10 protein-coding genes are annotated in these 13109 nt (G+C 55.5%); 6 read left to right on the plus strand and 4 right to left on the minus strand.

The genetic code is table 11. The features are described 5' to 3' along the window. The first annotated feature begins 160 nt into the window (after window positions 1–160). From lptF to rsmA, 6 genes are all read left to right on the plus strand, one after another. On the plus strand, window positions 161–1396 hold the full coding sequence (gene lptF / locus DSD30_RS07190) for an LPS export ABC transporter permease LptF (protein ID WP_157967604.1): 1236 nt from the start codon (window positions 161–163) through the stop codon (window positions 1394–1396). Between the two features lie 15 nt (window positions 1397–1411). Further along, window positions 1412–2500: an LPS export ABC transporter permease LptG gene (gene lptG, locus DSD30_RS07195; RefSeq protein ID WP_280955303.1), complete on the plus strand. Its 1089-nt coding sequence runs from the start codon at window positions 1412–1414 to the stop codon at window positions 2498–2500. A gap of 2 nt (window positions 2501–2502) precedes the next feature. After that, a complete protein-coding gene (locus DSD30_RS07200; protein WP_114008982.1) occupies window positions 2503–4827 on the plus strand; it encodes an LPS-assembly protein LptD in 2325 nt (774 codons plus the stop codon). A 151-nt stretch (window positions 4828–4978) separates the two neighbouring features. Then, window positions 4979–5911, plus strand: coding sequence for a SurA N-terminal domain-containing protein (locus tag DSD30_RS07205; RefSeq protein ID WP_114008983.1), 933 nt, complete (start codon window positions 4979–4981; stop codon window positions 5909–5911). Window positions 5912–6130: 219 nt separating this feature from the next. After that, the gene (gene pdxA / locus DSD30_RS07210) at window positions 6131–7135 is read left to right on the plus strand and encodes a 4-hydroxythreonine-4-phosphate dehydrogenase PdxA (RefSeq protein WP_114008984.1); all 1005 of its coding nucleotides are present in this window, start codon (window positions 6131–6133) and stop codon (window positions 7133–7135) included. 41 nt (window positions 7136–7176) lie between these two features. Next, window positions 7177–8028 carry a 16S rRNA (adenine(1518)-N(6)/adenine(1519)-N(6))-dimethyltransferase RsmA gene (gene rsmA, locus DSD30_RS07215; protein WP_114008985.1) on the plus strand — a complete coding sequence of 284 codons (852 nt, stop codon included), beginning with the start codon at window positions 7177–7179 and terminating at the stop codon, window positions 8026–8028. 64 nt (window positions 8029–8092) lie between these two features. On the opposite strand, the gene gmk is transcribed toward rsmA, so the two are convergent. The 4 genes from gmk to fabF all read right to left on the minus strand — a co-directional run bounded on the left by gmk (window position 8093) and on the right by fabF (window position 12786). Further along, a complete protein-coding gene (gmk, locus tag DSD30_RS21715) occupies window positions 8093–8731 on the minus strand; it encodes a guanylate kinase (RefSeq protein WP_138147626.1) in 639 nt (212 codons plus the stop codon). 6 nt (window positions 8732–8737) lie between these two features. Further along, window positions 8738–9625 (minus strand): YicC/YloC family endoribonuclease, encoded by an 888-nt coding sequence (locus DSD30_RS21720; protein ID WP_138147625.1) that lies wholly within the window; start codon window positions 9623–9625, stop codon window positions 8738–8740. A gap of 223 nt (window positions 9626–9848) precedes the next feature. After that, window positions 9849–11324: an endolytic transglycosylase MltG gene (gene mltG / locus DSD30_RS07225; RefSeq protein WP_114008986.1), complete on the minus strand. Its 1476-nt coding sequence runs from the start codon at window positions 11322–11324 to the stop codon at window positions 9849–9851. Window positions 11325–11523: 199 nt separating this feature from the next. Beyond that, on the minus strand, window positions 11524–12786 hold the full coding sequence (fabF, locus tag DSD30_RS07230; protein WP_114008987.1) for a beta-ketoacyl-ACP synthase II: 1263 nt from the start codon (window positions 12784–12786) through the stop codon (window positions 11524–11526). Window positions 12787–13109 lie beyond the last annotated feature (323 nt).

Below are 13109 nucleotides of genomic sequence, written 5' to 3' on the forward strand. Positions count from 1 at the left end.
TTCCTGTCCACCGAACAGCGCCCGAGGGATCAAACTCCTGTCAGAACCACCAAAAAGACTTGCCTTTCAAGAGGCTTCAAAGCCATATAACCAACACACTTCGGCCCTAACGCTGCCGAACAATGCAAGAAAACCAGACCAGCAGACGAACCGCGGCCACATGAAGCTGATTGAACGCTATATCTTTTTCCGTGCAGCCACGGCTTTTCTAATGTCCGCTGCCGTATTGACCGCCATCATCTGGCTGTCGCAAGCCCTGCGTGACATGGATCTTGTCACCGCCAAGGGGCAGACTTTGCTAATCTTTTTTTCCATGACCTCGCTGGTTCTGCCAACGCTGGTGATGGTGATTGCCCCCTTTGCGGTGATGATTGCCGCGGCCTACACCCTCAACGGCCTGAATGCCGACAGTGAATTGGTTGTGATCAACGCCACCGGCGCTTCGCCATGGGTGGTGTTGAAACCGATTCTGGTGCTCGGCATCGTCGCAACCTTGATTGGTGGCGGGCTCAGCCTGTATGCGGCGCCTCACGCTCTGGGCACCCTGCGTGGTTATATCTCGCAGGTGCGTGCCGATCTGGTTGCGCGCATCGTCAAGGAAGGCATCTTCACCGAAATTGAAGATGGCATGACCTTCCATATCCAGAAGCGCGAGCCCAATGGCATCATGCGCGGGCTGTTTCTGTCCGATGAACGAGACCCGGCCCGCCATGTGGTCTATTCATCGGAGTTTGCCCAGATCGTCGAAACAGGCGAAGGCACCTTCTTGAAAATGGATCGAGGCACCATCCAGCAGCAGAATCACAATGTTGATGACAATGGTCAACGCATCGACAATCAGGAGGATTTCGGTTCGGTCAACATCATCGAATTTGACTCCTACGCTATCGATCTGTCCAAATTCACCGGCGTCGGGGAAACCGCCAGCCGCTACTTCAAGCCGCGCGAACGCTCGACCGCATATCTGATCAGCCCTGACACCGACGATCCCATCTATCAGGCATTTGCCGACCGGTCCCGCGCCGAACTGCATGACCGCTTTGCCAACCCGCTCTATAATCTCGTCTTTGCCACCGTCATCACCGCTTTTCTGGCACAGGTCCGCACCACGCGAGAGCGACGTGGCAGCGCCATTGTCATTGCTGTGATCATTGCCACCAGCCTGCGCATGATGGGCTTTGCCTGCATGAGCTTGGCGGTGCAGTCCGCCTGGGCGGTCCCCATCATGTATCTGGTGCCTGTTGTTTCAATTCTGCTCAGCCTTTGGGTCATTCTCACAGGCCGCCGGATCATCCTGTTCGATAATTTGATCCGCTCCATCGAGTTGTTCAATGAACGCATTTCGAATAGGCTGAGCGCACTCACCGGCAAGCCCGACATTCAAGGCGCTCAGTAAGGTCAGGTCACCACATTGCCAAAGATTATCTCGAGATACATCGCCAGACAGTTTCTCTTCATGATTCTGGCCAGTTTCATCGGCTGTTTCCTGCTGATCCTGCTGATCGACTTTGTCGAGTTGATCCGCCGGGGTGGTGACAAGGAGAATGCTGACCTCTGGTCCCTGTTCATGATGTCCCTGTTTCGGGTGCCTGTATTCACCGAACAGATCATGCCCTTTGCCGTTCTGTTCGGCTCGATTGCGGCTTTCCTTAACCTCTCCCGCAAGCTTGAACTGGTCATCATGCGCGCGTCCGGCATGTCCGCCTGGCATTTCTTAAGCCCTGCCCTGTTTGTTGCGGTTGCTTTGGGGGTTCTGGCTTTCTCTGCCTACAATCCCGTTTCAGCCTATCTGATGGACAAGTCGCTTGAAATTGATGCGCGGATCTTCGGCGCAAGCTTTAGTCCCGCCGATCAGGCGTCCAGTCGGGACTGGGTGCGACAGCAGGGAGAAGACGGAGACTCGATCCTCAAGGCCATTTCCAGCCATGACAATGGCCGCCAACTGGCAGGCATAACGGTCTTCTCCTATGACAAGGAAGGCAACTTCCTCGAACGGGTCGATGCCAAGACAGGTCGCCTCGAAGAGGGCTATTGGCGGTTGAGTGACGTTCTGGTCACGTCAGCCTCTGCCGCACCGCGCCATTATGAGACATATCTGGTCAGCACCCACCTGACCGCCGAAGAAGCCAGCGAGACCATGGCCAAGCCCAGTTCAGTGCCCTTCTGGGAGCTTGCCGCCGTCATCGATCGGGCCGCCCGATCCGGCCTGCCTGCACACCGATATCGCTTGCAATATCAAACACTCCTAGCCCGCCCTCTGCTCATGGCTGCAATGGTCCTGATCGCTGCAACCGTCTCCTTGGGTGTTTTTCGCTTTGGAAATGTGGGTAAGATGATTCTGGGTGGTGTTCTGGCCGGGTTCGTGCTTTATGTTGTGACCGAACTGGCAAAAAACTTCGGCAGTACAGGACTGGTTAACCCAATTCTGTCAGCTTGGCTTCCAGCGATTGTTGCGTCCTTGATAGGGTTCTCGATTTTGTTATATCAGGAGGACGGATAAGTATGATGAGTACCGTCCGTACCAACAGGCCCAAAACAGTGATTTCGCACCCTGAAAAACCATCAGGTTTGCGCGCCTGTTTGCTTGCCTCGGTTTTGCTCATTACCCCCTTCGGTTTGGTCCCTGCTGACGCGCAAGGTCTATCCAATTCCCTCAATATCACGCGCCCGGATCAGAAGACCCGCATGCTGGTCGAAGCCGACCAGATGGTCTATGACTATGACCGCGAGCGGGTGTCCGCTGTCGGCAATGTCCAGATCTATTACGGCGTCTATGCGCTTGAGGCAGACAAGGTCACCTATGACCAGAGTTCTGCGCGCCTGATTGCCGAGGGCAATGTTCGCCTGACCGAGCCGGATGGCAACATTGTCACCGCCAACTATATCGACATCACCGACGACTTCCGCACCGGCTTTGTCCGGTCCCTGCGCGTCCAGACGCCTGAAAAGGCGCGGTTTGCAGCTGAAAGTGCCGAACGGCCCGATGACGATATCACGATTTTCGACAAGGGCGTTTACACCACTTGTGAGCCCTGCCGCGACAATCCGAAAAAGTCGCCTCTCTGGCAGATCAAGGCCTCCCGGATCATCTACAATTCCAAGGACAAGATGGTCTATTACCGGTCTGCCAAGTTCGAGTTCCTCGGTGTACCGCTGCTCTATACCCCTTACTTCGCCCATCCCGACCCGTCCCGACAACGCGCAACAGGGTTCCTGTTGCCTTCCGTTGGCTATGACAGCAAGCTGGGCGTCCATGCCAGCGTTCCCTATTACTGGGCGTTGACCGACAATTATGACGTGACCTTCACGCCAGCCTATTACTCCAAGCAAGGTCTTATGGCCTCGGCCACATGGCGGCATCATCTGGCAAAGGGCCAGTATGAAGTCACCGGGCATGGCATTCTGCAGCAAGATCCAAAGGAATTTTCCGGGACCAGCGGCAATCAGGATTTCCGGGGTGCGATTGAGTCCAAAGCAGAATTCAATCTGACCAAGCAATGGAAATTTGGCTGGGACGTTGCCCTTCTGTCGGACAAGCGCTTCCTGCGTGACTATAATCTGACCGACGCTGACGAAGACAAACGCTCGACATTGTTTCTGGTTGGTCAAGGCGAACGAAACCATTTCGACGCGCGCGCCAACTATTACAACATCATGACGGACAATCTGAGTCAGGGCCAGCAGGCCATCATTCATCCGTCCATTGATTACAGCGCCTACGCCAAGCAGCCTCTGCTGGGGGGCGAAGCACGTCTCAAAGTCAATTCGACCACCCTGACCCGCAACGAAACCAACAGCGAAACCGTTGGTGGCATCACCCGTACCTACGGGCTGAATGGCAATTATAACCGCACCAGCGTCGAAGCCAGCTGGAAGCGCAAATTCATTGCGCCGGGCGGTCAGGTCATCACCCCCTTCACCTCCCTGCGCGGCGACTTCTACTGGATGCCGAGCAAATCCGGTGCACCGGCAGCTCTGGTCGATGACGATTACGCCTTCCGCGGCATGCCGACCGTCGGTGTCGACTACCGTTTGCCAATCCTTGCCGTCAACGGCACCACGTCGCATATCATCGAACCGATCGCTCAGGTCATTGTCAGCCCGAATGAAGCCCATGTGGGCGCGGTGCCCAACGACGATGCCCACAGTCTGATTTTTGACGACAGCATCCTGTTCGACCCGAACAAATTCTCCGGTTACGATCGGGTTGAAGGCGGCACCCGTGCCAATGTGGGCTTCCAGTATCGCATGCAGTTGGCCTCCGGCTGGTCCTTTAACGCACTGGCAGGCCGGACCTATCATTTGGCAGGGACAAATTCCTTCTCGGAACAGGACCTGACAAGCACGGGTCTGGATAGCGGTCTTGACAAGAAGGCCTCGGACTATGTTGCCCGGGTCGGCATCAATTCCAATGGCGCCTTCCAGGCAATTGCCCGTGGACGCTTCGATGCCAAATCAGCAGATCTGAAATATGCGGCCATCGAGGCCTCAGGATCCCACGGCCGACTGTCAGGGACCCTTGGCTACAGTTACACCGACAAGCGCCCCTCCGCCGGTATCGCCACGGTACGACAGGAGCTTTCCACCAGTGCCGCTTACAAGCTGAGCGAATATTGGACAGCTGCAGGCGCGGCTCGGTTTGACATGGCGCAGAATGACTTTGTCGAGGGATCCCTCGGATTGAAATATGATGATGAGTGTTTTGCCATCAGCCTGAACTATTCCCATGAGCGGGATATCTATACAGACGAAACCAGTGAACAGAAAATTCAGTTCCGGCTGGACATCAAATCCATTGGTGGTGGCAACTTCAGCCACGGCTTCTAGTAAGAACGTCTTTAGATTGCCGCAATTTTGCGATTTTGTCTGGCGAGGACTGGGCCGATGGCTGGTTCGGGTCCCAATTTTATAAAATCTGTTCGGACTGTACCGGGTGACGACAGCTGACAGCAACAAAACTGAAACAACGAGCGGATCCATGACTGACATTCGATTGAAATCCTCTGCCCTGTTGCTTGCTCTGGCGATGACCATCCTGCTCGCGCCGACCCTTGCACCCAACGCCAAGGCCAGCGGAATTGTTGCTGTCGTCAATGGCGCTGCAATCACTGATTTGGATATCACTCAACGCCAGAAGCTGGAACGCCTGCTGTCGGGTGGAAAACGCAGGCTGAGCAAATCAGCAGCACTGAATGCGATGATTGATGACAAGTTGAAGCTCCTTGAAGCCCGCGACCGCAACCGAACCCCATCGGATTCCGATATTGAAAGCGCCCTTGGCAACATGGCGCGCAACGCCAAAATCTCAACGAAACGGATGATTGGCATTTTCCGTCAGGCAGGCGTCAACAAGGAAACACTCAAGGATTGGCTGAGGGCCCAATTGGCCTGGCGCAGCCTGATCCGAGCCCGCTTCAACGCTCAAATCCGCGTAGATGAGGCAGAGATTATGCAAGCCCTCAATGAAAAGGGTGAATCAAGGAACAGCGTGGAAAGCACGATCCAGTTCGATCTGACATCAGTGCTGTTTGTCGCTCGCGCCAAGAATCAGAATCTCCGCCTGCGTGAAGCCAAGCGTTTCAGGGACAGTTTTCAGTCCTGCGACACGGACCTTGAGAAAGCAAGACGCCTGACCGATGTCGCAGTGACCCGAGTGGGACGTCGCGAATCCGGCGCCTTGCCGCCTGCCATCTCCAAAACCCTTCGTGATACGCCAGTGAATCGTTTGACACAGCCGCGGAAAACGGATACCGGATACGAGATGCTGGCTGTGTGTGGCAAGAAAGACCTCGGCAAAGAGGCCACCTTGCGCGACGAGATCGAGACAAAGCTTAAAGATGATAGAAGCAAAGCCTTGTCTCGCAAGTATCTCGCTGAATTGCGCGCACGTGCCGTCATCGAAAAGCGTTAGTATCATCGCAAAACAACAATCACTTTGATGACAGCACGCAAGATCAGACAGATGTCGGGGACCATCGCCTGAACGAATATTCTCTGATCCAAGTCGGCTTGGTCGCGTTTGCCTCGCAAATTGCAGGTTTCGTGGCCGGAACGCTTGTGCTGTCATAGAGCATCGTGGCTATTTGCAACGTTACATGCTCGTGCCAACCAGATTGATCAGGAAACAGTTATGCCTACAAAACCCGATATTCTTGCCGTCTCAATGGGCGAACCCGCTGGCATTGGCCCGGAAATCGTTCTCAAAGCATGGCTTGCCAGTGAGAAGGAAGGCCTGTCACCTTTCGTCGTCTTTGGCGATCCGGAGTTGCTCGAAAGCCGGGCAAGAATGTTTGGCCTGTCGGTACCCATTCTCAAATGCGGTCTGGATGACGTTTTCGACGCCTTCCCTATGCATCTGCCGGTCATACCGCTCGAAAACAAGATGAACTGCAATCCCGGCGAGCTTGAAGTTTCCAATGCTCCAGCGGTCATCGAGGCCATCGAAAGAGCGACAGCCGCCGTACTCGACGGTAAGGCCAAAGCCCTTGTCACCTGCCCAATCCAGAAAAGCAATCTCTACAAAGCCGGATTCGAGCATCCCGGCCATACAGAGTTCCTTGGTGTGCTGGCTGAGCAGAAGACCGGAGAAAGCGCCACGCCAGTGATGATGTTTGCCGGACCGGAGTTGCGTACAATTCCTGTGACCGCCCACATTGCGCTCAAGGACGTTCCCGAAGCTTTGACGCCTGAGCGGATCGAACTGGTCGCCCGGATCGTTGCCAATGACCTCAAAAAGGGCTTCGGCATCGTGTCTCCACGCATCGTGGTGTCAGGCCTCAATCCGCATGCCGGTGAAGAAGGCAAGATGGGATCCGAAGACGATGCAATCATCGCTCCGGTCGTCAAGAAGCTGCAGGCCGAAGGGATTCGCATTTCCGGTCCATATCCCGGCGACACCCTGTTCCACAAGCGCGCGCGCGAAACCTATGACGCCGCCATCGCCATGTATCATGATCAGGCACTGATCCCCGTCAAGACGATCGCCTTTGATGAAACAGCCAACGTCACCCTCGGCTTGCCTTTCATCCGCACCTCGCCGGATCATGGCACCGCACTCGACATTGCTGAAAAAGGCATTGCCAATCCATCAAGCCTGATTGCCGCCATTGAACTGGCCGGCAAGTTGAAAGCCTGACCACACATCCCGGTCAGCATGCAGGAAAGCCCACAAGACCAATGGCACAAATCGACAATCTACCGCCACTCCGTGAGGTCGTAGACAAGCATGACCTCAGAGCGAAAAAGAGCCTTGGTCAAAATTTCCTGTTCGATCTCAATCTCACCTGCCGCATTGCCCGTGCGGCAGGGGACCTTTCCAACCATACGATCATTGAGGTCGGTCCCGGCCCCGGCGGCTTGACCCGTGCTTTGCTGCATGAAGGTGCCAAGAAGGTCATCGCCATCGAGATGGACCCCCGCGCCATGAGTGCATTGGCCGAAATTTCCGATCATTACCCGGACCGTCTCGAAGTCATTCAGGGCGATGCCTTGAAGGTCGATATGCGAGAGCTGGTGCCCGAAGGCCCGGTCCGTATTGTTGCCAACCTGCCCTACAATGTCGGCACGCAGTTGCTGCTTCACTGGCTCGAGCAGGACCCTTGGCCGCCCTTCTATGACTCACTCACCTTGATGTTCCAAAAGGAAGTCGCCGAACGGATCATTGCGACCGAGCAAGACAAGGCCTATGGCCGCCTCGGCATCATTGCGGGATGGCGTTGTCATGCAGAGAAATTGTTCGATGTATCCCGTGAGGCCTTCAATCCACCGCCCAAGGTGACCTCTGCGATCGTGCACCTCACGCCCAAGGCCAATCCCCTGCCCTGCAAGCTCAAATATCTTGAACAGGTGACCGCCGCGGCGTTCGGGCAGCGCCGTAAAATGCTGCGTCAGAGCCTCAAGAGCCTCGGGGTGGACCAAATGGCCCTGATTGAGCAGGCAGGCCTTGAACCAACCCAGCGGGCCGAAACCGTATCCATCGAAGGCTTCGTTGATCTAGCCAATATCTTCGAGGCGATGAAACAAAGCTGATCCGAAACAAAAAAAGGGTGCCACAATCGACTGTGGCACCCTTTTTCATTGCTAAGCCAATGGATCAGCTCTTGTTCAGCATATCGTCAACAAAGGTCCGCGCGCCAATGACCCGCTCGCGCCGATGCCGCTCTGCCTCGACGATGGAGGTTACTGCCTTGAAGGCCTTTTCCAGATCATCATTGACGATCACATAATCATATTCGTCCCAGTGGCTGATCTCGATCTTGGCATTTTCCAGACGACGGGCAATGACATCCTCAGCATCTTCAGCCCGGCGCACCAGACGGCTTTTCAGCTCTGCCATGGAGGGCGGCAGGATGAAGATCGACACAACATCCTTGCGGGCCGCTTTCTTCAGCTGCAAGGTGCCCTGCCAGTCTATGTCAAACAGCACATCGCGCCCTTGCGACAAGGCTTCCTCGACCGGATCACGGGGCGTGCCGTAAAAGTTAGAATGAACCTCTGCCCATTCCAGCAAGTCACCCCGTTCACGCATGGCATGGAACTGCCGCTCGGAGGTGAAATGATAATGCACCCCGTCAATTTCACTGCCGCGTTTGGCCCGTGTGGTAGCGGAAACCGAAATGTGCAAATTGCGGTCGCTATCGAGCAAGTGACGACAAATGGTCGATTTACCTGCCCCTGACGGCGAAGACAGCACCAGCATCAGGCCGCGACGGATCATGGTTGGATTGGACATGCTTCTTCACTCCACATTCTGGATCTGCTCGCGCAGTTGCTCGATGGTGGCCTTCAGGTCAAGACCAATTGCCGTCAGACTGGTGTCGTTCGATTTGGAGCACAGCGTATTGGCCTCGCGGTTGAATTCCTGCGCCAGAAAATCGAGCTTGCGGCCCACCGGCTTGCCCTCGTCCAGCAAAGCCCGAGCTGCAGCGCAGTGCGCATACAGTCGGTCAAGCTCCTCGCGAATATCCGCCTTGCCAGCCAACAATACGGCTTCCTGATAGAGACGATCCTCGTCAAAGCCCTTGTCGCTTTCAACAATCCGGTCGATCTGGGCGCGCAGTTTCACACGAATGGCGTCAGCAGTCCGGGCCGGACAGTCTTCGGCCTGTTTTGTCAGAGCCTCAATTTCATCCACCCGCTGGCGAACAATCTCATCAAGCATCGCCCCTTCGCTGCGGCGAGAGGCATCAAGATCCGCCACAGCGGCTTCGCAGCTTTCCAGTAAGGCGGCAACCAGAGCTGCACGCTCTTCTTCGCTCTCTTCCTTTTCAACCGGCTCAAGCACACCCCTGATCGCCAAAATGCCATCAAGGCTCGGCTTTTTGACATCCAGCTTGCCTTCGACCAGCGCCATAGCGTCGAGCACAGCGTCCAGCACATTCTGATTGACCTGCAAAGTCTGACCGACCGCATCGGTTTGCACGGTCAAGGTCACAAAGCAGGATCCACGCGCCAACCGTTGAGACACCAGATTACGAACCGGGCGGTCAAGATCGTCAAACCCGTTAGGCAAGCGCAGGCGCAAATCCAACCCCTTGCCATTCACCGTTTTGATTTCCCAGGTCCAGCTATAGCCTTCCACTGCACCACTGGCCCGTGTGAATCCGGTCATGCTTACAAGCGTCATCGTCATTTTCCCTGACATGGCCCCAAGCGATGAACCGCACATGAGCCTTCTGAAATTTGCCCTACATTCTGACCCAGCCCCCACCATGTCAAGCGTCCGACAGGCAAAAGCGACGCGCAGCATCCACTTCTGCGAGGTATCAACAAGGTGAGCGACAAGCCCAAGAAAAAGGGCGCCTTAAATGAGACGCCCCCTTTTATATCTGCTCGTCAGCAAAGGCAGATCAGTTGGCCGAAGCGTCTGCTTCCCCGGCCTTTTTCTGTGCATCAATCCGCTGACTCTCCAACTGCCGCCACCGTTTGACGTTGCGATTATGCTCGGCCAGTGTTTCGGCAAAAGCATGACCGCCTGTGCCATCAGCCACAAAGAAGAGATCCTTGGTGCGGCTTGGATTGGCCACGGCCTCCAGAGCCGCACGCCCCGGATTGGCAATCGGCCCCGGTGGCAACCCCTCGATCTGATAGGTGTTGTAAGGCGTCTTCTTATCGAGATCGGAGCGGAAGATCGGGCGACCGGATGGCTTGCCCTTGCCGCCGAAAATGCCATAAATGACGGTCGGGTCCGTTTGCAGCTTCATGCCCTTGTTCAGGCGATTGACAAACACCCCGGCGACCCGCGTGCGCTCCCCGGCCATCCCCGTCTCTTTCTCGACGATCGAAGCCAGCGTCACCATTTCCTGCTTGTCCTTGAGCGGCAGATCAGAGGTCCGGCGGGCCCAGATTTCATCGACCGCCCTTGTATGGGCATCCATCATCCGCTTGAGCATGTCTGCGCGCGTCGTGCCACGTGAGAATTTGTAGGTTTCCGGCAGGATCGATCCTTCTGCAGGCACTTCACCGAGATCGCCGACAAGCACCGAATCCTTTTCCAGCAGAGCATGCACCTGATAGGACGTATAGCCTTCAGGAATGGTAATCGAATGCAGGATCGATTTACCCGAGGTCAGAACATTCATCACCTGATGCATTGAAATGCCCGGATTGAACAGATATTCCCCGGCCTTCAGATTCGCCTGCTGCTGGTATGCCTTGACGCCATATTCGAACACCGTCTTGTCACTGATGATATTTTCTTGCTCAAGAATGCTGGCAATGGTCGCAAGTCCCGTACCGCGGCTGACCAGAACCGTTTTCTCCTGAGTCAACGGCCCTTCTTCGATGAAGGTCTGCTTGCCATAGTAAAGCAGTCCCGCAACGGTCAGAACACCAAGCAGCACGACAGTAACGACAAAATTCAAAAACACCACGACCGGATGGCGCACAGCTTTTGACCGGGTCGGTGGTGGTGGCGGGGTTTCCGGCTCAATTGCCTGACGCGCACTGCGTGGCGCTTTCAGCTGCCCATCATCACTCGACGCAGGCTTGACTGGCTCGGGATCCACCTTGCTGACAGGCTCAGACTTGGACTCAATCTTGGCCTCATTGTCAGACGTAGTCTTGGCCTCATTGTCAGACTTAGTCTGGGCCTCATCTGTTGACGCAGCCTCGTCGGCTTTCTCCTGCGCAGCATCAGCCTTTGCACTCACGCTTGCATCTGCATCTGTCTTTGATGGAGCATCACCGCCGGTTGTCTCGCCCTGATCCTTGTCAGCCTTGCTTACCGCCTCAGGCTCATTGGCTTTTTGGCCATCTTCGATGTTCTCGGTTTTACCGGCACCATCCTTGGGCAGTTCGTCCTTGTCTTTGGTGTCTTCAACCATATCAGCCTCAAGTCAATAAACTGTGCTTCGCCGGGCCAGCTGGCATTGGTCCAAGACCCGGCGTCGTACGGGGCACCTTGCCGTTTTGAAGTCTGGCATGCAACCAGTCTCCAGTCAGTCAGCAAGGCTCTAAGCAGTCTTCATGGCAAAAAAGAGACGGTCGATGACCGCCTCTCGTCGCAGTGTCAGGCAATGAACCCTAGTCAGGCGCTTTCAGAATAAGCGAGGCATTGGTGCCCCCAAATCCGAAGGAGTTGGACAACGCCACCTTGATTTCCATCTTCTTGGCCTTGTGCGGCACAAGATCGATCTTCGTTTCAACCGACGGATTGTCAAGATTGAGCGTTGGCGGTGCAATCTGATCACGGATCGCCAGCGAGGTAAAGATCGCCTCCAGCGAGCCGGCAGCACCCAGAAGATGACCAACCGCCGATTTGGTCGAGGACATGGTCAACCCGTCAGCAGCATCACCGACCAGACGCTCAATCGCCCGCAATTCGATCTCGTCACCCAATGGTGTCGATGTGCCATGCGCGTTGACATAGTCGATCTGGTCCGCCGTTATGCCAGCCCGTTTCATCGCAGCACTCATGCAGCGATAAGCCCCGTCCCCATCCTCGGCGGGAGCCGTGATATGGTGGGCATCGCCAGACATGCCATAGCCAATCAGCTCGGCATAGATTTTCGCACCGCGCGCCTTGGCATGTTCATACTCTTCAAGCACGACGACGCCAGCGCCTTCTCCCATGACGAATCCATCGCGATCCTTGTCATACGGACGGGAAGCTATCTCCGGCTGATCATTGAAGTGGGTCGACAAAGCCCGACAAGCAGCAAAGCCGGCCAAAGACAGACGGCCAATCGGGCTTTCAGTGCCACCAGCCACCATCACATCCGCGTCCCCAAGGGCAATCATACGACCAGCATCGCCGATGGCATGGGCCCCGGTCGAACAAGCCGTGACCACCGAGTGGTTCGGACCCTTCAGGCCGTTGCGGATGGAAACATAGCCAGAGGCCAGGTTGATCAGGCGACCGGGAATGAAGAACGGACTGATCCGGCGAGGCCCCTTCTCCTGCAGATCGTAGGCAGCGGCTTCTATTCCCAACAGGCCGCCAATGCCGGACCCGATCACCACTCCGGTTGCGATCTGGTCTTCATAGCTTTCCGGCTTCCAATTGGCATCAGCCAACGCTTCTTCTGCTGCAGCAATTGCATAAACGATGAAAGGATCGACCTTGCGCTGTTCTTTCGGAGGCATGACAGTATCAGGATTGAAAGTGCCATTGGTACCATCCCCAAATGGCAGCTGGCAGGCAATTTGACAGGCCAGATCTTCGAACTCGAAGCCAGCAACGCGCTTTGCACCACTTTTCCCCGCCAGAATATTGGACCACGTCGTTTCCACATTGGCACCCAACGGGCTCACGGTTCCCAAACCGGTTACGACAACTCGTCTCATCCTTAGTCTCCGATCCTTTTGTTCGTGATCTCGCCTCATCGGGAACAGAACCGGTGGCGAGTGTTATTTCACAATCTATTAGCGCAAAAAAACGCAGAAGTAAGCCTTTTTCGACACTTATTCCAGTTGGACACACACCCTTGAACGCCCTCAGCCCCCCTCCAGCAGGCAACACAATGCAGCAAGCACAGCTTTCTGCAACCCGGTTATACACTTCCCCCTACAGAAAATCACACAAGATCCCTTGAACCCTTTTAAAGCTGTAGGGCAACAAATCTGATTCCTCCCGATACAAAAAAACCGGAAGGAGCATGCGCACCTTC

It is taken from the genome of Cohaesibacter intestini (assembly GCF_003324485.1).
Taxonomy (GTDB): domain Bacteria; phylum Pseudomonadota; class Alphaproteobacteria; order Rhizobiales; family Cohaesibacteraceae; genus Cohaesibacter; species Cohaesibacter intestini.

Excerpts from the sequence above, each read along its gene's own strand:
- pdxA (WP_114008984.1), top strand. The coding sequence starts at position 6,131 with ATGCCTACAAAACCCGATATTCTTGCCGTCTCAATGGGCGAACCCGCT.
- fabF (WP_114008987.1), bottom strand. The coding sequence starts at position 12,786 with ATGAGACGAGTTGTCGTAACCGGTTTGGGAACCGTGAGCCCGTTGGGT.
- DSD30_RS21720 (WP_138147625.1), bottom strand. The coding sequence starts at position 9,625 with ATGACGCTTGTAAGCATGACCGGATTCACACGGGCCAGTGGTGCAGTG.
- DSD30_RS07205 (WP_114008983.1), top strand. The coding sequence starts at position 4,979 with ATGACTGACATTCGATTGAAATCCTCTGCCCTGTTGCTTGCTCTGGCG.
- mltG (WP_114008986.1), bottom strand. The coding sequence starts at position 11,324 with ATGGTTGAAGACACCAAAGACAAGGACGAACTGCCCAAGGATGGTGCC.
- DSD30_RS07200 (WP_114008982.1), top strand. The coding sequence starts at position 2,503 with ATGATGAGTACCGTCCGTACCAACAGGCCCAAAACAGTGATTTCGCAC.
- rsmA (WP_114008985.1), top strand. The coding sequence starts at position 7,177 with ATGGCACAAATCGACAATCTACCGCCACTCCGTGAGGTCGTAGACAAG.
- lptF (WP_157967604.1), top strand. The coding sequence starts at position 161 with ATGAAGCTGATTGAACGCTATATCTTTTTCCGTGCAGCCACGGCTTTT.
- gmk (WP_138147626.1), bottom strand. The coding sequence starts at position 8,731 with ATGTCCAATCCAACCATGATCCGTCGCGGCCTGATGCTGGTGCTGTCT.